Source organism: Mesorhizobium sp. C277A, from assembly GCF_040324395.1.
In the GTDB taxonomy this organism is placed as follows: domain Bacteria; phylum Pseudomonadota; class Alphaproteobacteria; order Rhizobiales; family Rhizobiaceae; genus Mesorhizobium.
The window spans coordinates 5097663-5119882 of sequence record NZ_JAMYVW010000002.1; the positions used below are offsets into that span (position 1 = coordinate 5097663).

At 63.9% G+C, this 22220-nt stretch carries 29 protein-coding genes and 1 pseudogene; 16 read left to right on the forward strand and 14 right to left on the reverse strand.

Features of this window, described 5'->3' with window-relative positions; genetic code table 11:
• Nucleotides 1-90 precede the first annotated feature (90 nt).
• Both NKK52_RS25130 and NKK52_RS25135 read left to right on the forward strand, forming a co-directional pair.
• Entirely contained in the window at nucleotides 91-276 is a 186-nt protein-coding gene (locus NKK52_RS25130) for a hypothetical protein (protein ID WP_023681229.1), read from the forward strand.
• 7 nt (nucleotides 277-283) lie between these two features.
• Nucleotides 284-472 carry a hypothetical protein gene (locus NKK52_RS25135; RefSeq protein ID WP_023672058.1) on the forward strand — a complete coding sequence of 63 codons (189 nt, stop codon included), beginning with the start codon at nucleotides 284-286 and terminating at the stop codon, nucleotides 470-472.
• Between the two features lie 113 nt (nucleotides 473-585).
• Here NKK52_RS25135 and NKK52_RS25140 read toward each other — a convergent pair.
• The 6 genes and pseudogenes from NKK52_RS25140 to rph all read right to left on the reverse strand — a co-directional run bounded on the left by NKK52_RS25140 (nucleotide 586) and on the right by rph (nucleotide 4473).
• Nucleotides 586-908: pseudogene (locus tag NKK52_RS25140) on the reverse strand (low molecular weight protein tyrosine phosphatase family protein).
• 3 nt (nucleotides 909-911) lie between these two features.
• On the reverse strand, nucleotides 912-1280 hold the full coding sequence (locus NKK52_RS25145) for a hypothetical protein (protein WP_155923877.1): 369 nt from the start codon (nucleotides 1278-1280) through the stop codon (nucleotides 912-914).
• 71 nt (nucleotides 1281-1351) lie between these two features.
• The gene (hemW, locus tag NKK52_RS25150; RefSeq protein WP_023681230.1) at nucleotides 1352-2509 is read right to left on the reverse strand and encodes a radical SAM family heme chaperone HemW; all 1158 of its coding nucleotides are present in this window, start codon (nucleotides 2507-2509) and stop codon (nucleotides 1352-1354) included.
• The gene (gene rdgB, locus NKK52_RS25155) at nucleotides 2509-3156 is read right to left on the reverse strand and encodes an RdgB/HAM1 family non-canonical purine NTP pyrophosphatase (RefSeq protein WP_023681231.1); all 648 of its coding nucleotides are present in this window, start codon (nucleotides 3154-3156) and stop codon (nucleotides 2509-2511) included. The genes hemW and rdgB overlap by 1 nt, the downstream gene beginning before the upstream one ends.
• A complete protein-coding gene (locus NKK52_RS25160) occupies nucleotides 3156-3566 on the reverse strand; it encodes a VOC family protein (RefSeq protein WP_023681232.1) in 411 nt (136 codons plus the stop codon). Before NKK52_RS25160 ends, rdgB begins: the two co-directional genes overlap by 1 nt.
• A 190-nt stretch (nucleotides 3567-3756) precedes the next feature.
• Nucleotides 3757-4473, reverse strand: coding sequence for a ribonuclease PH (rph, locus tag NKK52_RS25165; RefSeq protein WP_023672052.1), 717 nt, complete (start codon nucleotides 4471-4473; stop codon nucleotides 3757-3759).
• A 155-nt stretch (nucleotides 4474-4628) separates the two neighbouring features.
• Between rph and hrcA the strand changes: the two genes are divergently transcribed.
• The 3 genes from hrcA to NKK52_RS25180 all read left to right on the forward strand — a co-directional run bounded on the left by hrcA (nucleotide 4629) and on the right by NKK52_RS25180 (nucleotide 7410).
• Complete coding sequence (hrcA, locus tag NKK52_RS25170) at nucleotides 4629-5714, forward strand: heat-inducible transcriptional repressor HrcA (protein WP_023681233.1); 1086 nt, start codon at nucleotides 4629-4631, stop codon at nucleotides 5712-5714.
• A 36-nt stretch (nucleotides 5715-5750) separates the two neighbouring features.
• Complete coding sequence (locus NKK52_RS25175; protein WP_023672050.1) at nucleotides 5751-5951, forward strand: hypothetical protein; 201 nt, start codon at nucleotides 5751-5753, stop codon at nucleotides 5949-5951.
• Nucleotides 5952-6060: 109 nt separating this feature from the next.
• Nucleotides 6061-7410 carry a PQQ-dependent sugar dehydrogenase gene (locus NKK52_RS25180; protein ID WP_023681234.1) on the forward strand — a complete coding sequence of 450 codons (1350 nt, stop codon included), beginning with the start codon at nucleotides 6061-6063 and terminating at the stop codon, nucleotides 7408-7410.
• Nucleotides 7411-7434: 24 nt separating this feature from the next.
• Here the strand turns inward: NKK52_RS25180 and NKK52_RS25185 are convergent, their stop codons facing one another.
• Nucleotides 7435-8340, reverse strand: a complete 906-nt coding sequence (locus NKK52_RS25185) for a hypothetical protein (protein WP_156936405.1) — start codon at nucleotides 8338-8340, stop codon at nucleotides 7435-7437.
• 178 nt (nucleotides 8341-8518) lie between these two features.
• Here NKK52_RS25185 and NKK52_RS25190 point away from each other — a divergent pair, with 178 nt between their 5' ends.
• The 3 genes from NKK52_RS25190 (at nucleotide 8519) to NKK52_RS25200 (ending at nucleotide 11116) form a co-directional block, all read left to right on the forward strand.
• Complete coding sequence (locus NKK52_RS25190) at nucleotides 8519-9136, forward strand: LysE family translocator (protein WP_023672046.1); 618 nt, start codon at nucleotides 8519-8521, stop codon at nucleotides 9134-9136.
• A gap of 179 nt (nucleotides 9137-9315) precedes the next feature.
• Nucleotides 9316-10290: a cysteine synthase A gene (gene cysK / locus NKK52_RS25195; protein WP_023681236.1), complete on the forward strand. Its 975-nt coding sequence runs from the start codon at nucleotides 9316-9318 to the stop codon at nucleotides 10288-10290.
• 199 nt (nucleotides 10291-10489) lie between these two features.
• Nucleotides 10490-11116 carry a glutathione S-transferase family protein gene (locus NKK52_RS25200; RefSeq protein ID WP_023681237.1) on the forward strand — a complete coding sequence of 209 codons (627 nt, stop codon included), beginning with the start codon at nucleotides 10490-10492 and terminating at the stop codon, nucleotides 11114-11116.
• Between the two features lie 9 nt (nucleotides 11117-11125).
• On the opposite strand, the gene NKK52_RS25205 is transcribed toward NKK52_RS25200, so the two are convergent.
• Complete coding sequence (locus NKK52_RS25205) at nucleotides 11126-12370, reverse strand: RNA polymerase sigma factor (protein WP_023681238.1); 1245 nt, start codon at nucleotides 12368-12370, stop codon at nucleotides 11126-11128.
• A 7-nt stretch (nucleotides 12371-12377) separates the two neighbouring features.
• Nucleotides 12378-12746 carry a YciI family protein gene (locus NKK52_RS25210; RefSeq protein WP_023681239.1) on the reverse strand — a complete coding sequence of 123 codons (369 nt, stop codon included), beginning with the start codon at nucleotides 12744-12746 and terminating at the stop codon, nucleotides 12378-12380.
• 243 nt (nucleotides 12747-12989) lie between these two features.
• Here NKK52_RS25210 and NKK52_RS25215 point away from each other — a divergent pair, with 243 nt between their 5' ends.
• The gene (locus NKK52_RS25215) at nucleotides 12990-13244 is read left to right on the forward strand and encodes a hypothetical protein (protein ID WP_156939210.1); all 255 of its coding nucleotides are present in this window, start codon (nucleotides 12990-12992) and stop codon (nucleotides 13242-13244) included.
• A gap of 145 nt (nucleotides 13245-13389) precedes the next feature.
• Nucleotides 13390-13851 (forward strand): endoribonuclease L-PSP, encoded by a 462-nt coding sequence (locus NKK52_RS25220; protein WP_023681241.1) that lies wholly within the window; start codon nucleotides 13390-13392, stop codon nucleotides 13849-13851.
• On the opposite strand, the gene NKK52_RS25225 is transcribed toward NKK52_RS25220, so the two are convergent.
• Nucleotides 13852-14001 (reverse strand): hypothetical protein, encoded by a 150-nt coding sequence (locus tag NKK52_RS25225; protein WP_196813601.1) that lies wholly within the window; start codon nucleotides 13999-14001, stop codon nucleotides 13852-13854. It abuts the gene before it with no gap.
• 345 nt (nucleotides 14002-14346) lie between these two features.
• Between NKK52_RS25225 and ku the strand changes: the two genes are divergently transcribed.
• Together ku and ligD are read left to right on the forward strand one after the other, a co-directional pair.
• A complete protein-coding gene (gene ku, locus NKK52_RS25230; protein WP_023681243.1) occupies nucleotides 14347-15213 on the forward strand; it encodes a non-homologous end joining protein Ku in 867 nt (288 codons plus the stop codon).
• 11 nt (nucleotides 15214-15224) lie between these two features.
• A complete protein-coding gene (gene ligD / locus NKK52_RS25235) occupies nucleotides 15225-17735 on the forward strand; it encodes a DNA ligase D (RefSeq protein WP_023681244.1) in 2511 nt (836 codons plus the stop codon).
• Nucleotides 17736-17843: 108 nt separating this feature from the next.
• On the opposite strand, the gene NKK52_RS25240 is transcribed toward ligD, so the two are convergent.
• The gene (locus tag NKK52_RS25240; RefSeq protein ID WP_352630099.1) at nucleotides 17844-18563 is read right to left on the reverse strand and encodes an ArsR/SmtB family transcription factor; all 720 of its coding nucleotides are present in this window, start codon (nucleotides 18561-18563) and stop codon (nucleotides 17844-17846) included.
• A 69-nt stretch (nucleotides 18564-18632) separates the two neighbouring features.
• Between NKK52_RS25240 and NKK52_RS25245 the strand changes: the two genes are divergently transcribed.
• From NKK52_RS25245 to NKK52_RS25255, 3 genes are all read left to right on the forward strand, one after another.
• Nucleotides 18633-18836, forward strand: a complete 204-nt coding sequence (locus NKK52_RS25245; protein ID WP_023681245.1) for a DUF1127 domain-containing protein — start codon at nucleotides 18633-18635, stop codon at nucleotides 18834-18836.
• Between the two features lie 85 nt (nucleotides 18837-18921).
• Entirely contained in the window at nucleotides 18922-19278 is a 357-nt protein-coding gene (locus NKK52_RS25250) for an NIPSNAP family protein (RefSeq protein ID WP_023681246.1), read from the forward strand.
• Nucleotides 19275-19619 (forward strand): antibiotic biosynthesis monooxygenase family protein, encoded by a 345-nt coding sequence (locus NKK52_RS25255; RefSeq protein ID WP_023681247.1) that lies wholly within the window; start codon nucleotides 19275-19277, stop codon nucleotides 19617-19619. Before NKK52_RS25250 ends, NKK52_RS25255 begins: the two co-directional genes overlap by 4 nt.
• A 160-nt stretch (nucleotides 19620-19779) precedes the next feature.
• Here the strand turns inward: NKK52_RS25255 and mbfA are convergent, their stop codons facing one another.
• Nucleotides 19780-20763, reverse strand: coding sequence for an iron exporter MbfA (gene mbfA / locus NKK52_RS25260; protein WP_023681248.1), 984 nt, complete (start codon nucleotides 20761-20763; stop codon nucleotides 19780-19782).
• 164 nt (nucleotides 20764-20927) lie between these two features.
• Here mbfA and NKK52_RS25265 point away from each other — a divergent pair, with 164 nt between their 5' ends.
• A complete protein-coding gene (locus tag NKK52_RS25265; protein WP_023681249.1) occupies nucleotides 20928-21248 on the forward strand; it encodes a hypothetical protein in 321 nt (106 codons plus the stop codon).
• Between the two features lie 117 nt (nucleotides 21249-21365).
• Here the strand turns inward: NKK52_RS25265 and NKK52_RS25270 are convergent, their stop codons facing one another.
• Both NKK52_RS25270 and NKK52_RS25275 read right to left on the reverse strand, forming a co-directional pair.
• On the reverse strand, nucleotides 21366-21737 hold the full coding sequence (locus NKK52_RS25270) for an endonuclease domain-containing protein (RefSeq protein WP_023681250.1): 372 nt from the start codon (nucleotides 21735-21737) through the stop codon (nucleotides 21366-21368).
• Between the two features lie 96 nt (nucleotides 21738-21833).
• On the reverse strand, nucleotides 21834-22205 hold the full coding sequence (locus tag NKK52_RS25275) for a hypothetical protein (protein ID WP_023681251.1): 372 nt from the start codon (nucleotides 22203-22205) through the stop codon (nucleotides 21834-21836).
• Between the last annotated feature and the right edge of the window lie 15 nt (nucleotides 22206-22220).

The window sequence follows — 22220 nt, forward strand, 5'->3', positions numbered from 1 at the left end:
TGTAACCCGGCGGCCATGTCTTTGCCACAGTGGGGAACGAAAGCGTGGCTGGCGGATTGAATACCTGAGTCTCTTGAGGAGGAGGACAGGATGGACAGCCTGGAATTGCAGGACGTTTTCGAGCCCTACTATGCCGGGCGCAACCGCGTGCCCGCGCCAAAGGGCAAGCGTGCGCTCGCCGAGAGCGACACCGGCCTGACCAGTCGGGCGGCCACCGCCTTGCCGACGAATGTCAGGCTTTCGGACAACAAACCGGACAGCACGACGGAGCACTGACCGTACGATGCCCAATCGTTTCGATATCTTCATCACCCGTCTTGAAACGAAGAGCGCCCGCGAAGGCGCGCCGCCGCATCCGATGAACGACCAGAACAGCGTCCGCCGGGACAAGAGCGACGCCAAGCCGGCCCGGACCGGAGAGGCGCATGCCGAGAAACACCGCGGCAAGCGCCGCTTCAAGCACGACGCTTGACCTTCGCGATTGGCGAGGACCACCCTCACTTCGTCATCACGGGCGAGCAAGGAGCGAAGCGACGCGGCGCAGACTCGAGGATGACGAACGCGTGGTTGCGAAGCCCCCATAGTTCAATCGAGATATCGCGAAGCCCGTGCCTTCAGAAGGTCGATCAACTCCGGATCCATGGATCCGTAGTCATCCGGGATGTCGAGGCAGATGACGCGGGCCTTCTTCAGGCTCTCCTTGAATTCTTCTGCAGCTTGGTGCGGTGCGCTTTTTCCATCACGAAGACGATGTCGGCCCAGGCGACCAGTTCATGCGTCAGCGGCGTGTCTGCATCGTGATTGGTGCCGGCCGACTCGACCTCGATATCCCTACGTTTGGAGAACACCTGCTCGGCGGTCGGGCTGCGCAAGCGGTTCTGGCTGCAGACGAACAGGACGTTCTTCACCGACTACTCATCCCAGATCTTACGCAGATTTTTGCTGAGAGGGATGTACTGATCAAATGTGAGTCCATTCAGATCAAACTCGAGCAACTCATCCTTGGCGATTCCGCGAAGCTTATTTCCAATATATGTTATGAAACTGAGGACAACGCTGAATTCGCTCAAGTGGGTCAATTTTAGTTTCGATGTGACCGTTGCGTTCCTGATGAAAATCGCCTGAGCCTCAAAGAGGTCGTCTTGCTCTGGAGATCTCAAGATTTCGGTCAATCCAAACTCGAACACATCATCCGTGTTCAATGTCATCAAGGTCTCGTGGATCAGGAACGTCATCGCAGGAGTCACCTCGGATGCGGCGCTGGCACGCCAGCGGTTCAACAAGTCGACTTTCTAACATCCTTGCTCAAGCCGATAAATCGTCCAACAGCCCGGCCATTTGCCCTGTGGGCTCACCGCGCCAAATCCGCCACCACGGCATCGAGCACGATCATGCCGGCTGGCGTGGCGCGTAGCCTGGCATTGCCGATCGGCGCCACCAGCCCCTCATCCTGCAGCACGGTCAGCCGGGCGCTCGACAGGCCGCGCCCGGAAAACGCCTCGTAGCGGGAAAGGTCGATGCCTTCGGCCAACCTCAGCCCCATCAGCAGGAACTCGTCGGCCTCTTCGGAGCGCGTCAGGATCTCGCCGCCGGTGACGCCATGGCCCCTGGCCTCCACCAGATTGGCCCAGGTCTCCGGCATCCGCTCGGCGATCGTCACGGTGCGGTGGCCGTTCTCGATAAAGCGGCCATGCGCGCCCGGTCCGACGCCGACATATTCGCCATAGCGCCAATAGGTCAGATTGTGCCGGCTCTCGGCGCCCGGCCTGGCGTGGTTGGAAATCTCATAGGCCGGCAGGCCATGCGCTGCGGTGATCTCCTGCGTCAGCGCATAGAGATCGGCGGCCCGGTCATTATCGGGGATGATGAATTTGTTCGCCGCATGAAGGGCATGGAACGGCGTGCCTTCCTCGATGGTCAGCTGGTAGAGCGACAGATGGTCGGCGGCATGGCCGATCGCCTGTTCGAGCTCCGCCTGCCAGTCATCCAGCGTCTGGCCGGGGCGGGCGTAGATCAGGTCGAAGGAAAGTCTTGGGAATATGTCCCGTGCCAGGCCAATTGCATGCAGCGCCTCGTCGACATTGTGCAGCCGGCCGAGGAAGCGCAGATCCTTGTCGTTCAGCGCCTGCACGCCGAGCGACACACGGTTGACGCCGGCGGCGCGGTAGCCGCGAAATCGCTCGGCCTCGACCGAGGACGGATTGGCTTCCAGCGTCACCTCGATGCCGTCGGGCACCGTCCAGTTCTTCGCCACGGCGTCCAGCACCGCCGCCACCGTCTGCGGCTGCATCAGCGACGGTGTGCCGCCGCCGAGAAAGATACTGGTCACTTCGCGCGGCCCGGTCCGCTCGCTCATGGTCTTCAGCTCGTTCTCGAAGGCGCGGGCAAAGCGCTCCTGGTCGACCGGCTGGTGACGGACATGGCTGTTGAAGTCGCAATACGGGCATTTGGCGGCGCAGAACGGCCAATGGATGTAGACCCCGAAGCCCGGGCTGCGGTCCAGCGACATTAAGCTGAGCCTAACCTGGCGCGGGCGAATTTCTGGAAGGCGCGGGCGCGGTGCGACAGCGCCGTCGGCTGACCGGGCTTCCAGCCGTGTTTTTCCTCAGCGCTCATCTCGCCGAACGTCTTGTCGAAACCGTCGGGCAAAAACACCGGGTCGTAGCCGAAGCCCAGTTCGCCGCGCGGCGGCCACACCAGCGTTCCCTCAGCCTCGCCGCGATAATATTCAGCCTCGCCATCGGGGAAGGCCAGGCAGATGACGGCGACGAACCGCCCCTTGCGCTGCGCTGGCTCGGCGGCGCCGACCTCCTGCAAGGCCACTTCGGTGCGCTGCATGGCGATGCCGAAGTCGCGGCTGCCGTCGGGAGCTTCGGCCCAATTGGCGGTGTAGACGCCGGGAGCGCCGTCGAGCGCGTCGACGCACAGGCCCGAATCGTCCGACAGCGCCGGCAAGCCGGTCGCCTTAGCCGCGGCGAAGGCCTTGATGTAGGCGTTTTCCTCGAAGGTGGTGCCGGTCTCCTCCGGTTCCGGCAGGCCGTAGTCCTTGGCCGACTTCGCCTCGAAGCCGAACGGACCCATCAAGTCGGCGAATTCGCGCAGCTTGCCCTCATTGTGACTGGCAACGACGATCTTCTTTCCATCGAGAGAATGCATCAAAGGCCCCAGATCCTTGGCTCGGCGAATTCGATCGAATTGCCCGAGGGGTCGCGTATGTAGATCGAACGCCCGCCCTGCGGCCATTCGAATTCGCTTTCGATGGCGATGTTTTTCGCCTCAAGTTGCGCCTTCCACTGTGCGAGCTCATCCGCACTTGCGGCAAAGCAGAGATGGCCCTCGCCGACCGTGCCATGTGGCGGCACTTTCAGCCGCGCATCGGGCGCCGGCGGGATTTTGGTGGCTTCGGCATTGAAGACCAGCAGCACGCCCGGGCCGCAGCGGAAGAAGAGATGGCGGCCGTCGACCTTGCCGAGGAGAGGGAGGCCGAGGACATCGGAGTAGAAGGTCTCGGCAGCCGGCAAATCAGTGACGTAAAGTGCCGATTCCAGAATCGCGGAGGGAGTCACGAGGCACCCCCCTCTGCCCTGCCGGGCATCTCCCCCGCAAGGGGGGAGATTGGCAGTTCCGCTGGCGGCGTCTCAACGTTGATGGTTGGCGAAAACGGTAGCGACCTCTGATCTCCCCCCTTGCGGGGGAGATGGCCGGCAGGCCAGAGGGGGGTGTGAAGGATCGCCGACGTCATCACGTTAAATTCAATCAGGCCACAGCCATCTGCTGCAAGCTCACCAGCCGCTGAATGCCCTTCTTGGCCAGGCCCATCAACTCCGCGAACTGCCCTTCCGAGAACGGCTCGCCCTCGGCGGTGCCCTGGATCTCGACGATGCCGCCCTTGCCGGTCATGACGAAATTGGCGTCGGTGCCGGCAGATGAATCCTCGATGTAGTCGAGGTCGATGACCGGCTGGCCGTCATGGATGCCGCAGGAAATTGCCGCGACATGGTCCTTCAGCACCTTGGCAACACTGGCCATCTGCCGCGCTTCCATCCAGCGCAGGCAATCGTAGAGCGCCACCCAGCCGCCGGTGATCGAGGCCGTGCGGGTGCCGCCATCGGCCTGGATGACGTCGCAGTCGACGGTGATCTGCTGTTCGCCCAGCGCCTGCAGGTCGACAACGGCGCGCAAGGAGCGGCCGATCAGCCGCTGGATTTCCAGCGTGCGGCCGCCTTGCTTGCCGGCCGAGGCTTCACGGCGCATGCGCTCGCCGGTCGAACGCGGCAGCATGCCGTATTCCGCCGTCACCCAGCCCTTGCCGGAATTACGCATCCAGCCTGGCACCTTTTCCTCCAGGCTCGCCGTGCACAACACATGCGTGTCGCCGAATTTCACCAGGCACGAGCCTTCGGCGTGTTTGGAGACGCCGCGCTCGAACGAGATGGCGCGCATTTCGTCGGCTTGGCGTTTGGAAGGGCGCATCGAGGCCTCTTTCTGTTCTTTTACGGTTGCGTCGGCGGCTTGTAGACGCATGCAGCCCATGGCGCAAAGGAAAAGGCCGGGCGATCTGGCACAGAGGCCGGGTTGCGCGGGGGCGATGGAAGTCTATATCCTTGAGCCGGAGGTTTTTGGCTCGAATGACCAAGGCAGTCACCGAACCCAGTCTGCTGGCGCCCGCGCTGCAATCGCTCGACATGCGTTCGCGCGACATTTTCCGGCGCATCGTCGAATCCTATCTGAAGGACGGTGAGCCTGTGGGATCGCGCAGCCTGTCGCGCATCCTGCCGTCGTCGCTGTCGCCGGCCACCATCCGCAACGTGATGAGCGACCTCGAGCATCTCGGCCTGATCTATGCCCCGCACATCTCGGCCGGGCGCCTGCCGACCCAGACCGGCCTGCGCTTCTTCGTCGATGCCTTCATGGAGCTTGGCGATCTCTCCGACGAGGAACGCCGGGTCATCGAGGCGCAGGTGCGCGCCTCCGGCTCGGGCGCGACGCTGGAACACATGCTGACCGAGGCCAGCCAGATGCTGTCGGGCATGTCGCGCGGCGCCGGCCTGGTGCTCGCCACCAAGAACGAGGTGGCGCTGAAGCACATCGAGTTCATCCAGCTCGAGCCGACCAAGGCGCTGGCGGTGATGGTGTCGCAGAATGGCGATGTCGAGAACCGCGTCGTCGACCTGCCGGCCGGCATCACCGTCTCGCAGCTGCACGAGGCCTCCAACTTCCTCAACGCCCATATCAGGGGCCGCACGCTCGCCGAGGCGCGCATCGAGATCGCCCGCATCAAGGACGAGACCAGGGCAGCGCTGGACACGCTGTCGCAGGATCTGGTCGAGAAAGGCCTGGCGGTGTGGGCCGGCGCCGATAGCGGCCTGCCGGCGCGCCTTATCGTGCGAGGCCGCGCCAATTTGCTCGAAAACGTCACCGCCCAGGCCGATATCGAATTGCTGCGCCACCTGTTCGAGGATCTGGAGACGCAGGACGGGCTGATCCAGCTGCTCGACCTCGCCGAGGACGGCCCCGGCGTGCGGATCTTCATCGGCTCGGAAAACAAGCTGTTCTCGCTCTCCGGCTCGTCGCTGGTCGTGGCGCCTTACCGCGACAAGGACGCCCGCGTCGTCGGCGCGCTCGGCGTCATCGGCCCGACCAGGCTGAATTATGCCCGCATCGTGCCGATGGTCGACTACACGGCCCAATTGATTACCCGGATGTTAAGATAATTCCGAAGCCGGGATCACCGTAAAGGAGGGCGCAGAATGGCGCTTGAATCGTTCAAGGCCCAGATCAGCATGCTGCTCGAAGAAATGGTCAACCAGCCGGAGGACGAGCACGAAATCCAGGAGCAGCTGCGCGAAAAACTGCGCGAAATGCGCGCCATGGGCTTGCCGCTGCCGGAAGATCTCGTCGCATTGGAAAAGCGTCTCGACGACGATCTGGACGTCGAAGAGGAAAGTTGAGCGGTTCTCTCGTCGAATCTGCGCGCGCGCACGCTTCTCTTTTGCGGCGGCTGCACAATATCTCCCTTGTGCATGACGCGCCGACCGGCGCGAGTTCGAGGAGAACAGCATGATCCGGATTGCCGGCTTGGCAGGCCTTGCCCTGCTTCTGGCCACCAGCACCTTCGCCCAGGAGGCCGATCAACCGCTGCTGACCGGCAAGGACGCTTTCGGCGACTGGAAGGCCGACAAGCCAGGTGTGCGCCGGCTGATCAAGCCGGATGATCTGCAAAAGCCCAACATGACCGAATCCGCCTCCAACAGCGCCGGCCTCGGCGATCGGCCCGAGGGCGCGAAGCCCGTCCTGCCGCCTGGGTTTTCGGCCGAACTGGTTGCTTCCGGCATTTCCAATCCGCGGGTCGTGCGCGTGGCGCCGAACGGCGACCTGTTCGTCGCCGACAGTGACGCCAACCAGATCCGCGTCTATCGGCTGGCCAAGGGTAGCGCGAAGCCGGCCGAAGAGGGCATTTTTGCCGACAATCTAAACCAGCCCTATGGCATCGCCTTCTACCCGCATGGCGACAAGCCGCAATGGGTCTACGTCGCCAACAACGACAGCGTGGTCCGCTACGCCTATCGCGACGGCGACCTTAAAGCCTCCGGCGAACCGGAGACGATTGTCTCCGACATCCCTACCGGCGGCCACTGGACCCGCGATATCGCCTTCTCGCCGGACGGGAAGACGCTGTATCTCTCGGTCGGCTCCGGATCGAACGTCGCGGAGGGCATGCAGAAGGCACCGAAGGGCGGCCTTGACGCCTGGGCAAAATCACAGCCACTCGGCGCCACCTGGGGTTCCGAGGATGGCCGTGCCGACGTGCTGGCCTTCGGCCCCGACGGCAAGAATGGCCGCATCCTCGCTACCGGCCTGCGCAATTGCTCGGGCATGACCGTGCAGCTGGCCACCGGCGCGCTGTGGTGTGTCGTCAACGAGCGCGACGGTCTCGGCGACGATGTGCCGTTCGAATATGCCACCTCAGTCAAGGACGGCGCCTTCTATGGCTGGCCCTGGTATTATATCGGCGCCAACGAGGACCCGCGTCACGAGGGCGCGCGCCCAGACCTCGCCGGCTCGGTCACCGTGCCCGACGTGCTGATGCAGGCGCATTCGGCGCCGCTCAACATCGCCTTCTATGACGGCGGCAATTTCCCGGCAGAGTACAAGGGTGACGCCTTCGTCGCCCTGCACGGCTCCTGGAACCGTGGTATGAGGACCGGCTACAAGGTGGTGCGGCTGAGATTCAGCGACGGCAAGCCGACCGGCGAGTACCAGGATTTCATCACCGGCTTCGTCCTCTCCGACGACGCCGTCTGGGGCCGGCCGGTCGGCGTCGCGGTGGCCAAGGACGGCGCGCTTATCGTCACCGAGGATGGCAACGGCACCATCTGGCGCATCACCCATGTCGATGGCCCATCCTGAGCCGGCGAACAGCGCAATCCGGCCCTAATGCACGTCCCGATGGATCACCTTGGGATAGGTATGGATCACCTCGGCCGATGAGACGCGGTCATCGAAACCGGTATCCCTGAGATTGAAGAGCCCGACCGAGCCGAAGGACTTCTTCGCCCCTTGCGCGAAGCGGCTGTCGCTGAAATCGTGCTCGTAAAGGCTCACCGTGACGTGGCCGGCATTGAGCTTCGGCACGTAAACACTGCTGATGGTGTCGTTGGCGACGCCCAGTTGGTTGATGTGGAAGCGATAGAGGTCCTGCACCATGCGCCGGGCCGCATTGCCATTGATCATCCAGTATTCGCGGCGCGATGCGCGGTTCGGGTCGATGAGTTTGAGCGGCGCCTTGCGGCCAAGCCCGAGCCAGTGCTCGAACACCATCACATTGGCGCCCCAGGGATAGGGATAATTGGACTTGTCGATGATGCGTGGCGGGCCATCCTCGGCAATCTCGGCGGTATCGACATAATCCAGCCATTGCAGCTGGAACGACGCTTCCACGTTGAGGTCGGTATTGCGCGGATCGGCAGCAATGATGCGCCAGTCCGAGACCGGCGGATATTTGGTGTCGAGGTCGATGTAGAATTCGCCTTTGGCGGTGTCGTCGGGGTCTATCTTTTGCGGTCCGTCACGCTCGATCGCCACCAGCCGCACCTTGAAGCGGTTGTTGACGACCAGCGGATAGATCATCGGACGAACGGGGTAGGCGCCAGGGTTCCGGCTGTCGGTAAAATATCCAGTCTGCGGAACGACATCGCTATCGCCCTTGTCGAACAGGCTGAAAGCCTGACGCCCCTCGAACCACAGATACCATTCCAGCTCGTGGACGTGACCGCGTGCTTCGGAATAGTTGTTGGGCATCCACTTCATGAGCTGGATGTGAAGTCTTTTGGCTAACATGGGTGCTCCTGCCGTTCGGAGCCATGCGAGATAGCCGACCGCCTTCGGGGCGTAAGTGAACCATCTCTCGCTTTCAGGCGAGGATGACCGGCTTTCATGCCCTGCTTGGCGCAATCGAATCCGTTTTGCCGTTGCAGGCTTTCATGGCATCAGAGTCGTTTCACGAGGTGCGACCGTCATGACCCTCACCGGCTTCCTTGCCTATAGTGCTGCGCTGGGCATCGCCGCCGCCATTCCCGGGCCCGGCGTCACCGCGCTTGTGGCGCGGGCGCTCGGATCCGGCTTCCGCTCATCGCTGGCGATGTCGTTCGGCCTGATGCTCGGCGACCTCATTTATCTCACCGCGGTGGTGCTCGGCCTTGCCTTTGTCGCGCAAAGCTTCGGCATGGTGTTTCTCGCCATCAAATGGCTGGGCGTCTCCTATCTCGCCTTTCTCGGCTGGCGTTTCTGGACGGCCGGGATCACGCCCGAGACTGTCGAGGCCAGGAAAGGCAAGGGCGGCCTGGTATCGAGCTTCCTTGCCGGCCTCACCGTCACGCTGGGCAACCCGAAGACGATGATCTTCTACCTCGCCATCACGCCGACCATCGTCGACCTGAAGACCATCACGCTCGCCGACTACGGCATCCTGGTCGCGCTCACCGTTATCGTGCTCTTCGTGGTGCTTGTGCCCTATCTGGCGCTGGCCGCCAAGGCGCGCTGGTTCCTGAAATCGCCACGCGCGCTGAAGGCGCTGAACCGCACCGCCGCCGGCTTCATGGTGGGCGCGGCCGCTGCCATTGCCGCACGTCAGTAGATCGGTTCAGGCCCATCCATTCCGCCGATCGGTCCATCCGGAAAATGCGGCTTGAGGAGACAAGCGTTTTCAGCAAGCGGCCCACTCGATATTTTCGGCCGGCAGCCTATCTTGCGCGGGCGAAAGCCCTATTCTGTCCGCCGACGCCAATTGCCTGATCTGATTTGGGAGCGAAACCAATGAACAAGCCTTCCGCGCGCGCGCCCGGCCGCGGCCGTGTCTACAACTCGATCACCGAGACGATCGGCGACACGCCGCTGGTGCGGCTCGACAAGTTCGCCAAGGAGAAGGGCGTCGTTGCCAACCTTCTTGCCAAGCTCGAATTCTTCAATCCGATCGCCTCGGTCAAGGACCGCATCGGCGTTTCCATGATCGAGGCGCTGGAAGCGTCGGGCCGGATCAAACCCGGCAAGACGACGCTGATCGAGCCGACCTCGGGGAATACCGGCATCGCGCTCGCCTTCGCCGCCGCCGCCAAGGGCTACAAGCTGATCCTGACCATGCCCGAAACCATGTCGGTGGAGCGCCGCAAGATGCTGGCGCTGCTCGGCGCCGAACTGGTGCTGACGGAAGGGCCGAAAGGCATGAAGGGCGCCATCGCCAAGGCCGACGAACTGGCCGCCACCCTGCCTGACGCCGTCATCCCGCAGCAGTTCGAAAACCCGGCCAACCCGGAGATCCACCGCCGCACCACCGCCGAGGAGATCTGGAACGACACCGATGGCGGGGTCGACATCTTCGTCGCCGGCATCGGTACCGGCGGCACGATCACCGGCGTCGGCCAGGTGCTGAAGCAACGCAAGCCCTCGGTGCATGTCGTCGCCGTCGAGCCGGAGGCCTCGCCGGTGCTGTCGGGCGGCCAGCCCGGCCCGCACAAGATCCAAGGCATCGGCGCCGGCTTTGCGCCCAAGATCCTCGACACCTCGATCTATGACGAGATCGTCAAGGTCTCCAACGAGGATTCGGTCGCCAACGCCCGCCTCGTCGCCCGCCTTGAAGGCGTGCCGGTCGGCATCTCGTCGGGCGCTGCCCTGCAGGCCGCCATCGCCGTCGGGTCGCGGCCGGAGAACAAGGGCAAGAACCTGGTGGTGATCATCCCGTCCTTCGCCGAGCGCTATCTGTCGACGATCCTGTTCGACGGGCTGGGGGCTTAACGTCTTAACTGGATAGGCGGCGATCCTTCGCACCCCCCTCTGCCCTGCCGGGCATCGGGGGTGCTGTCCCTCCGACATCGGAAGTCTCATGGCTGGACCGCAGAAAACCCGGCCGTGGCGTCCGCCACCGGCTTGAGCGGGAGGCGGCTTCAGGGTCAAATCGCCCCGGCCTGCTTCGCGCGGGCAGGGGGAGAATCACATGTACAAGCTTTACACGCGCCCAGGCAGCGGCGGTTTTGTCGTCGAGGCCGCATTGGCGCTGGCAAACGCGCAATTCGACCAGATCGATGTGCCCAAGAAGGATCCGCCGGACCCGGCTTTCCTCGACATCAGCCCGTTGAACCAGGTTCCGGTGCTGACCTTGCCCAACGGTCAATCGATAACCGAATCGGCGGCGATCTGCATCCTGCTTGCCGAGCGCCATCCGGAGGCGGGTCTGGCGCCGGCCGCCGGATCGCCGGATCGCGCCGGTTTCCTGCGCTGGATGGCGTTCATGTCATCGGTGCTCTACCCCGCCATCCTGCGCCTCTACTATGCCCATCGCTACACCGCCGATGCCGACGGCAAGAAAGCCGTCAAGCAGGCAGCCATTGCCGAGATGGACCGCGGCTTCGCCATTGTCGATGCAGCCCTCGAGGGGCGCGGCTGGCTGGTCGGCGACGCGATGTCGCTGGCCGACATCTACCTCGTCATGCTGGTGGCCTGGCACCCCGATATGGACAAGGCGCGAGCCGACTGGCCGAACATCGAACGCTTATGGTCGGCGCTGCGCGCGCATCCGCTGATGAAACGGCTCAACACCACGCATGAAATGTGGCCGGCCTGAACGGACGCTTCAATTTCGCAGGATCGCCCGTTTCGCCTGCAGGAAGCGGCGCACGGCGGGGTCGCGTTCAAGGCCGATCGCCCGGTCATAGGCTTCGACCGCTTGCGCCGCATTGCCGAGCCTGGCCAGCAGGCCGGCGCGAGCGGCCCAATAGGGCTGATAGTCGTTGAGCCGCTTGTCGTCGCCCAGCACGTAGAGCGCCGCCAGTCCTGCCGCCGCCCCTTCGGCCTCGGCAATCGCCACGGCGCGGTTGATCGAAATCACCGGCGAGCCTGATATCGCCGACAGCGCATCGTAGAAGTTACGGATCGCCGCCCAATCGGTTTGGCCGGTCCGTCGCCGCGTCGCATGCACCGATTGTACCGCCGCTTCGAGCTGGTAGCGGCCGATGACGCCAATGGTGGCGGCGTGGCCCAGCAGCGACTCGGCTTCGTCGATCAGCGCGTGATCCCAAAGACGGCAATCCTGTTCGGCGAGCGGCACATAATCTCCAGCCGCATCGCGCCGCGCCGGGCGGCGCGCCTCGGCAAACAGCATCAGCGCCAGCAGGCCGAGCGCTTCCGGTTCGTCCGGCATCAGCGATGCCACCAGCCGCCCGAGCCAGATGCCTTCGGTCGCCAGATTGCGCACTCTCGTCTCGGTCCCTGCCGGGTCGGTCCAGCCTTCGGCGAAAGCCGCGTAGATCGCTTCCAGCACCGTTCCCAGCCGCTCGCCGAGTTCGGCGCGATCCGGCACGCGGAACGGAATGCCGATCTCGCGGATGCGGCTCTTGGCGCGCACCAGACGCTGGCCCATCGTCGCCGGCGAAACCAGGAAGGCCGAGGCGATCGTCGCCGCGTCGAAACCCAGAACCGTCTGCAGGATCAGCGGCGCCCGCACGCTGGCTTCGATCGCCGGATGCGCACAGGCAAACATCAGCCTGAGACGTTCGTCGGGAAGGTCTTCGTCTTCCATGCTCGCCTCCATCTCCTCGGCCATCAGCTTGAGATGGTCGCGGCTCGCCTCGCTGGTCAGCCGACGGCGCACCGCGTCGACGCGCCGCCGGCGCGCCACGGCCAGCAGCCATGCTTCCGGCTTCTCGGGCACGCCGGTCTGTGGCCAGCGCTCAAGGGCCGCGGCAAAGGCCTCGGCCAGCGCGTCCTCGGTGCCGGCTACGTCGCGGGTGCGCGCAGCAAGGTAGGCGACCAGCTTGCCGTAACTCTGCCGGGCGGCCGCTTCGGCCGCCGCCCGCGCGATCTCCGGGCGATTGTCCATCACGGTTTCATTTCTTGGGCATGTAGTCGGCCATTTCCCAGATCGGCCGCAACTCGACCGTGCCGGCGCTCGCCGCCGGACAGCGCGCCGCCCAGTCGATGGCGGTATCGATATCGGCCGCCTCGATCATGTAGAAGCCGGCAAGCTGCTCCTTGGTGTCGGCATAGGGGCCGTCGATCACGTTGGTCTTGCCGTCTGTGATCCGCACCGAGGTGGTCGCCTGGGTCGGGCGCAACCGTTCGCCGGCGAGCCATGCGCCGGATTTCTTCAACGCTTCGGTATAGGCGGCATATGCTGCGCTCATCTGCTGAGCCTTCTCGATTGGCGTGTTCGCCTGCGCGGCTTCGTCGCTGTTGATCAAAAGCATGTATCGCATGGGTCTTCTCCCGTGGTTTCGAAGGCCGCGTCCTAGCGGGGCCAGACGTATGTCGCGCGGCGGCGGCCGATTTCGACAGGCTTCAGAAAAAACTTTCGCCTCCGCCAGGAGATTTCGCAAGGACCAGATGTTCCTTCGTCTGCTGGCGGATGACCGGCAGCGGACTGGCCGTGGCTCCGCACAGCACTATCCTCTGTCGTTGGCGGGCACGTCACACGAGGCATGGGCAAAAAGAGCGGCGCGATGAGGCTTCTGGTCGTTGGCGGCTATGGCATTTTCGGCGGCCGCATCGTGCAATTGCTGGAGAGCGAGCCACGCCTGATCCTGCTCGTCGCCGGGCGCTCACTGGCCAAAGCCGAGGCCTTGTGCAACGCCGGCACCGGCGCGGCGGCGCAGCTCGTGCCGGCGCGCTTCGATCGCAACGGCGACGTCGCGCAAGGCCGGCCTGTTCGTTCGCGCCTCAGTCCGGCAACGCCGCGACGGCGACGATCTCGATGACGATGTCTGCCTGGGCAAGCGCTGCGACGCCGATTACCTCGAAGGCGGCGGATTGTTGTCGCTACAATGCTTCGGACAATGCTCGGCGAAAAACGCGTCCAGCACGTCGAGACGAAAATTAGGCGAGCTGAGGACGGAGAAGAGAATGGAACTCGTGACCCACAAGAAATTCAAGAACGGCCGGTTGATGCCATGGGGCAAAGGCACGGTCGTCAGCGGTGCGAAAGGCACCGTCTATCTCTGCGGCAACACCGCGACATCGGCTGACTACGATCCGGCCGCCAAGAAGGGTGGCGGCTTCGCCGGCGTTGCCGCGGCGCAGTGGCGGGAAGTTCTGGGCAACATCAAATCGGATCTGGAAGAACTTGGCAGCGGGCTCGACCATCTCATCAGGCTGACCTTTTTCGTCAAAGGGCCATTTCCCGACGGCGGCGTCCGGCAGCTTGTGTCTTCAGACACTAAGCCCGCCGGCAGCGGGATCAAAGCCGCGGCGTTGTCGCACGGCTTCTCGCGGCCAGCGCGGGGCGCTCGGCGCGATAGGTGGTTGCGCGGGGATCGGCCTCCGGTCTGCAGATCCGGCTGTCGTGACGCGTTTCGAACGTCATGATCAATGCGCGCCGAGCGAGCTGCCGCGACGGGCGCAGGCCGGACCCGGGCCGCGCATGTAGTAGCGCTCCGGCCGATAGGTCGGCGCGATGAACTCGCGGATGGCGGCGGCATAGCCGGCAATGTGGCCCCAGAATTTCATTTTACTCAAGTCCCTGTCCCGATTTTCGGATGTCCCGTCCGATTGCGGGGATCATAGCGTCGAGGCGTGAATAGTCGGTGAACACGATGTTAATCTTTGGTCGAAAACCCCATGCTTCGTGGCTGGAATGCGGCTGTTTGGGGGTCTTTCGGTGTGGTTCGTCGCCATTTCCGGCATTGTGACTTTTGCATCACATATGTTTCGTCTGAATGACGCTTGGGCGCGGTTCTGTTTCAGATTTGGCGAGCCTCTCGAAATTTCCATGCTCGCTGCCGAAATGCCCCTGGTTGCGCGCCCGGAACCGGAACGGGCCTTGCCCGTTCTCGCTTGAACCGCATCGCGCAGGAGTTCGCCATGGCACCTCGCCCCGCCTGGAAGGGCTATCTGAAACTGTCGCTGGTCACCTGCGCTGTCGAACTGACCAACGTCGTCACCCACGCCGAAAAAGTTTCGTTCCGGGTGCTCAACCGCAAGACCGGCAACACGGTCAAGCGCATCTATGTCGATTCTGAAACCGGCAAGCCGCTGGGCGATGGCGACGAGATCAGGGGCTATGAGGTGAGCCCCGGTGAGTTCGTCCATATCGAGGACGAAGAGATCGAAGCGGTGCAGATCGAGTCCTCGCACACGATGGCGCTGGACGGCTTCGTCGACAAAGCCTCGATAGAGCAGATCTATCTCGACACGCCCTATTATGTCACGCCCGCCGACAAGGTGTCGGAGGAGGCCTTTGCCGTCATTCGCGATGCCATGGCGGACAAGAAGATGGCCGGGCTGGCGCGCGTCGTGCTCTATAGCCGCGAGCGGCCCGTGGTCATCGAGCCGCGCGGCAAAGGCATGGTGCTGACCACCTTGCGCTACGGCAACACGGTGCGGGAGCCGGAGAGCATCTTCGGCGACATCAAGGCGGTGAAGACCGACCAGGAGATGACCGATATGGCCGAACGCATCATCGACAAGAAGAAGGGGAAGTTCGATCCGTCGACATTCGAGGACAAGTATGAGGACGCGCTGCTCGAATTGATCCGCGCCAAGAAGGCCGGCAAGAAGGCGCCGAAAGCGCAGGCCGCGCCCAAGCCGTCCAATGTCGTCAATCTGTTCGACGCGCTGAAGAAGAGCCTGTCCGATGGCGGCCAGGCGGAAGGCCCGGCGAAGAAGGCCAAGCCGGCGGCAAAAAGCGGCAAGGCGAAAGCTTCTGCGCCCAAGCGCAAGTCGGCTTGAGGGTCGGCGCCGTGGCCAGCCTCGAACAATATCAGTCCAAGCGCGATTTCAAGAAGACGGCCGAGCCGGCGGGCAAGGTCGCGCGCGGCAAGCAGCCCGGCGGCATCTTCGTCGTCCAGAAGCACGACGCGACCAGGCTGCACTATGATTTCCGCCTCGAGCATGAGGGCGTGTTGTGGAGCTGGGCGGTGACGCGAGGCCCGAGCCTCGACCCCCACGAAAAGCGGCTGGCCGTGCATGTCGAGGACCACCCGATCGACTATGCCGGCTTCGAGGGCACCATTCCCAAGGGCGAGTATGGCGGCGGCACCGTCATCGTCTGGGACGAAGGCACATGGACGCCGGAGATCGACCCCGCCAAGGCGATGAAAAAGGGCCATATCGACTTCGAACTCAACGGCCAGAAGCTGAATGGGCGGTGGCATCTGGTCAGGTTAAGACCCCGCCCGGGCGAAAAGCGCGACAACTGGCTGCTGATCAAATCCGACGATGCCGCCGCCCGCCCCGGCGACGATATCCTGAAGGACGCACCGAAATCGGTGAAGTCCGGCCTGACCATCGAAGAGGTCGCGGAAGGCAAGACCGCCGACGGCAAGAAGCCGAAGGTCTGGCACTCCAACAAGCCCGCGGCATCCAGCAAGGCGAAAGCCGGCAAGCGCCTCGACTTCGTCGAGCCGCAGCTGGCGACGCTGGAGCGCGAGGCGCCGCCCGGCGAGGACTGGCTGCATGAGGTCAAGTTCGACGGGTACCGCATGCAGGCGCAGATCGCCGGCACGGAGGTGCGGCTGCTGACCCGCACCGGCCTCGACTGGACGGAGAAATTCGGCCCCGAGATCGTCGCGGAACTAGCCCAGCTGAAATGCAGCGACGCCATCATCGATGGCGAGATCGTTGTGCTCGCCGACAGCGGCGTTTCGTCCTTCTCGCTGCTGCAGCAGGATCTCTCCGCCAATCGAACCAACCGCTTCACCTACTATGTGTTCGACCTGATGCGGCTTGACGGCAAGGATTTGCGCCGCGAGCCGCTGGTCGAGCGCAAGCAGGCGCTGCAGGAGCTGCTCGGCGAGACGGCCGAAAATGCCGCCGTCCGCTTCAGCGACCATTTCGCCGAGCCCGGCAAGATCATGCTGCAGCACGCCTGCCGCATGGGCCTTGAAGGCATCGTCTCCAAGCGCGCCGATGCGCCCTACCGCAGCGGCCGTGGCCCAAGCTGGGTGAAGTCGAAATGCACGGCCCGCCAGGAATTCGTCATCGGCGGGTATCTGCCCTCGGACAAGACCGGCCGCGGCCTGCGCTCGCTGCTGGTCGGCTACCACGAGGGCGGCAAGCTCCACTATGCCGGCCGCGTCGGCACGGGCTTCACAGCCAGGAGCGCCACCGATCTGAAGAAAAAACTCGATGCGCTGAAGGCAGACGCCTCGCCCTTTGCCGCCGCCGTGCCGAAGGGCAAGGGTCTGGTCTGGGTCAGGCCCGAACTTGTCGGCGAAGTGGAGTTCCGCAGCTGGACGTCGGACCGTATAATACGCCACGCGTCGTTCCAGGGACTGCGCGAGGACAAGCCGGCGGAGGAAGTCGTGCAGGAAAAGCCATCGAAGGCTGCGAACAAGGCAAAGCCGGCGGCAAGCGGCGCCGGCAAGGCCGCCGGGGCTAAGGCGCCCGCGACGATCACGACCAGCGTAAAACTATCCCATCCCGACAAGCTGCTGTGGCCCGAGGAAAAAATATCCAAGCAGGCTTTGCTTGAGCACTATGCGCTGGTCTGGCCGCGCATGGAGCAGTTCGTCGTCAACCGGCCGCTCAGCCTGGTCAGGGCGCCGGACGGCATCGGCGGTCCGCGCTTCTTCCAGAAACATGCCTCGGCCGGCATGAGCGACAAGATTGCCCGCATGAAGGACCCGACCGATGGCGAGGAAATCCTGTTCATCCGCGATTTCGACGGCCTTGCCGCTCTGGTCCAGTACGGCGTGGTCGAGGTCCACATCTGGGGCTGCAAGATCGATGAGCTGGAAAAGCCGGATCAGATCATCTTCGATCTCGATCCCGATGAAGGCGTCGACGTCAAGGCGGTGCGCGAGGCCGCACTCGACATCAGAGGCAAGCTCGACGATCTGTCGCTGCCGAATTTTGTCAAGCCGTCGGGCGGCAAAGGCTATCACGTGCTGGTGCCGCTGAAGCCGTCGGCGGACTGGGAGGCGGTCAAAACCTTCTCGCATGATTTCGCCAAGGCGCTGGAGCAGGCCGCGCCCGACCGCTACACCGCGACGCTGTCGAAAAAGGCGCGCACGGGAAAAATCTTCGTCGACTATCTGCGCAACGGCAGGGGCTCGACCACGGTCGCGCCTTACTCTTCCCGCGCCAAGAAGGGCGCGACGGTGTCGATCCCGGTGACGTGGGCGGAGGTTGAAAAAGGGTTGGCGCCGAATTCCTTCCCGATCGGGGGCAAGACGACGCTGAAGGAACTAGCGCAGGCCGATCCGTGGGCGGATTTCTTCAAGCAGGGGAAGGTGTTGAAGCGGGGGTGAGCGTCGCGCGCCTCACCTGCTACGCAAGCGTTCCGTCACACCCCCCTCTGTCCGGCAGGACAGAGGGGGGTGCTGTACCGCCAGCGTCGCCCAATTAGTGCCTGCAAACTAACCCAAAAACACCCGCTCGAACGCCTGCTTCCCCGGCGGTGAAAACACCACCGCGCGGCTGTCCTTCTCCCGCCTTGCCCATTTCTCCGACAGGATCTTGTCCAGAATAGCCGCGCCGAGCGTTCCCGCGAGGTGCGAGCGGCGCACGCTCCAGTCGAGACAGGCGCGGCAGACCGGCCGGCGCGGCTTGGCGCCGACATCGATACCGAGGGCCGAAAAATATGACGCCGCCGACGGCCCGAGCCTGATCTCCCCCGGCCGGATCTGCCCCGGCCTGATCTCCCCGAGCCTGATCTCCTTGTCGTCGCGCAACAGGATGCCGCGCGCGACGAGCCGGTCGAGCATCGCCACCGCATGTTCGCCGGCGAGGTGGTCGTAGCAGACGCGGGCGACGCGCATGGCGCCGTCGCGCGGGCCGGGCCGCACGCGCTTGGGGCCGACCGCTTCGGCCACCCCGGTGATCGCCTCGATCATGCCTGCCACCTGCGGCCCTGCGAGGCCGTAATAGCGATGCCGGCCCTGGCTGGCCAAGGTCAGCAGCCCACCCTCCATCAGTTTCGACAGATGCGAGGACGCCGTCGGCAGCGAGACGCCGGCCTCCAGCGCCAGTTCGCTGGCCGTCAAAGCCGTGCCGCCCATCAGCGCATTCAGCATGTTTGCCCGCGCCGGATCGCCGACCAGGCTGGCAATGCGGGCAATGTCGGGTCCTTCACGCATAGTTAGGTCTCCATCGAAGCATTCTCGTCAGATAAGCATTATTGTCGGGCGGGATCAAGGAGAACGCCGATGCCAACCGCTTCCGCCCCATTCGCCGACCGCCGGCCGTTCCCGTTCGTCACCTGGCTGCAACGGCGGCTGCTCGCCCGCTGGTACGACCGCCACCTGCAGCGGCTCGATCTCGCGGAGATCGACGACCATCTGCTGCGCGATCTCGGCCTGACCCGTGAGGATGTGCGCCGCGAATGCGCAAAATCCTTCTGGCAGGCCTGACCGCCAGCGCTTTTGCTTAGCAGACCCTGCGGCATAACGTTTCGACGCCGCTCGAACTATCCACGCGAAACCCAAGGAGATCACGATGACCATCACCTGCTTCATCCGCTATGAGATCGACCCGTTCGGCAAGCCGGCCTTCGAGCAATATGCCAAGGCCTGGGGCCAGGCGATCCCGCGCTGCGGCGCCGATCTGATCGGCTACTACGCCCCGCACGAGGGCTCGGCCACCACCGCCTACGCCGCCTACAACATCGACAGCCTCGCTGCCTACGAAGCCTATCGCGCCCGGCTTGCCGCGGATCCCGCGGGCAAGGCCAATTACGAATTCGCCCGCCGGGAAAAGTTCATCTTGAAAGAAGACCGCATCTTCCTGAAGCTGGTGTCGGGGCCGCATGGACCGCGGCACCTGTTCCAGACCGCGGTCAAGGAGGAGATATGATCGCTGTCATCTTCGAGGTGCAACCGGCTGAGGGAAAGCGCGATGCCTACCTCGGCATCGCCGCGGAACTCAGGCCGCTGCTCGACGGCATAGACGGTTTCATCTCGATCGAGCGCTTCCAGAGCTTGGGCGATCCCAACCGGGTCCTGTCACTGTCCTTCTGGCGCGATGAGGAAGCGGTGAAAGCCTGGCGCAACACGGAAGAGCACCGGCAGGCGCAGCATGCGGGCCGCGGCGGAATATTTGCCGGCTACCGGCTGCGCATTGCGCATGTGCTGCGGGACTATGGGCTGACGGAGAGGGATGAAGCGCCGGCCGACAGCCGGGCGGTGAATGGGTGACTAGGTATCGGCGTCGCGCCAGGCCCCCTCATCCGGCCGCTTCGCGGCCACCTTCTCGCCGCTGGGGAGAAGAGACTGGCGCAGGCGTCGAAAACCTCCTCTCCCCTCGGGGAGAGGTCAGCCGAGCGAAGCGGAGGCTGGGTTAGGGGGCGCTTGGCGCTCATGCATTCCCGATCAGCACCCCGGCCGCAAACACCAGCGCCCCGCCCAGCACCACCTGAAACGCCGCGCGCAGGAACGGGGTTTGCATGTAGCGGTTCTGGACGAAGGCAATCGCCCAGAGCTCGAAGAACACCACCACAGCCGCCACCGCCGTCGCCGTCCAGAAATGCGGGATGATGTAAGGCAGCGCGTGGCCCAGCCCACCCAGCGTCGTCATGATGCCGACGGTCAGTCCGCGCTTGATCGGCGAGCCACGCCCCGACAGCTTGCCGTCGTCCGAAGCGACTTCGGTAAAGCCCATCGAGATGCCGGCGCCGATCGAGGCGGCGAGGCCGACCAGCAGCGTCTGCCAGGTGTCGTGGGTGGCAAACGCGGCGGCAAAGATCGGCGCCAGTGTCGACACCGAGCCGTCCATCAGCCCGGCCAGTCCCGGCTGCACATAGGTCAGGATGAACTGGCGCTGCTCGGCGCTGGCTTCCTCGTCCTTCACCTCGCCCGGCACGAGTTTCTGTTCCAGCCGATGCGCCGAATTCTCATGGCTTTGCTCGGCCGCGGCCAGGTCGCCGAGTAGTTTCCGCGTCGAGGCATCGCCGGTGCGCTTGGCCGCCTCGACATAGAAGCGATAGGCCTGCCGCTCCATCTCTTCGGCTTGGCGCCGCACATGCTCGATGCCGAGCGGCCGCACCAGCCAGTCGGGCTTGCGCTCGTAATAGCCTTTCACATGCTCGCGGCGCAGCAGCGGAATGCGCTCGCCGAAACGCTTGCGGTAGAGCTCGATCAGGGAATCACGATGCCCGTCCTCCTCCTCCGCCATCGCCTCGAACACTTTCGCCGATTGCGGAAAACTGTCCGCCAGCCCGTCGGCATAGGCGCGGTAGATGCGCCCGTCATCCTCTTCGGATGAAATTGCCAGGGCCAGGATCTCCTGTTCCGACAGCGTTTCGAAAGGACGGCGGCCGAAACCGAAGACACGGGAAAGCATGAGAAATTCACCCCAGTTTAGAACAATTCTAAACTAGGCGCTGCAGTCTCTGCGGTCAATCACCAGTCAAGAAATGTTGAAGCGCCGGATTGCAACGCGCCCTTCATTATCGGCAAATGTTCACCTATATTGTCGCGACACGCAAGCGAAAAGGCATGAGCAAGATGACGGCAAAGCCGCACGACCACTTCGATCCGAAACCCGTCCTCGATCTGATCGCCAGCATCGAGGCCGATTTGCAACGGCTGAAAGGCCTGGTCGAACAGCAGGTCGAAAAATTCGATCCCGCCAATCCGCACAACAAGGCGCCAGACGGCAAGCTGACCGAGGAGGGCGTCGAATGCTGCTACCGCCTGTTCGACGAAGGCAAGTCGCGCTATTCGGTCGCCCAGCAGATGAAGATCTCGTTTGCCGCCGCGACGCACCGGTTCAATTCCTGGCGCAAGGCGGGCGGGCCGAAGCGGCAGAGGGCGTTGCTGGGATAATTGGCGAAAGCCGCGGGGAAACCCGATCTCCCCCCTCGTGGGGGAGATGGCCGGCAGACCAGAGGGGGGCGCTGTCCCGCCGACCTTTCCCTGCCCAAAGCCCAGCACCGGCACGGTTCAGGATGCGCCTCCAAGCCCAGCCGCAATCACAATATGCTGGCAGACATTGTCGACGTCGCGGATGACGTCGTCATTCCAGAACCGAAGGACGGTCCAGCCATCTTGTCCGAGGTGCGATGTCCGCGTTTCATCCCCGGCAGCCGCGCCGGCGTCCGTATGCTGGGAGCCATCGACTTCGATGACCAGCTTCTTCTCCGGGCAAGCGAAATCGACGATGTAGCCGGCAATCGGAAATTGTCGCCGGAAGCCAAGCCCCATCAGCCGGTGGGCACGAAGTTCGTTCCAGAGCTTGAGTTCGGCTGGCGTCAGGACTTTGCGCATCGATCTGGCGTTTGCGCGATGTCGAGGCGATAGAGGCGTGTGCGGCATTACGATGCTGGGTGGTTGCCGAGGCTTGCGCTCTATGGCGCCCCCCTCTGTCCTGCCGGACATCTCCCCCACTTGGGGGGAGATTGGCTGTACTTCCTACGGCGTCAGTTCAATTTCCTCCGTCTCGCCGCCATTGCAGGTGTAGCAGCAATCCTCGCATCTTTCCTTGTTGTTGGGGCCGACGCCCCAATAGGTTCCCTCGTCGCCGTCGACCCAGGCGCCGTAGCAGATGGACTCGCCTTCGTCGCACGAGACCGGGATCTGCTTGGTCTCGCCATCGTCGAGATAAAAATCCTTGTCGTTGCCCGGCCAGACATAGTCGCGGTCCTGGCTGTAGAGCTCGAGGCGCATGGCGTTGGGATGGCTGTTCTTGACGGCGAAGGTGATGTCGGCGGCGTGCGCGGCCGGCGCAAACAGCGCGGCAAGTGACAGCGCGACGACGACGCGGCGCAGACAAGTGAAAGACATGGTGTTTCCCCCGAG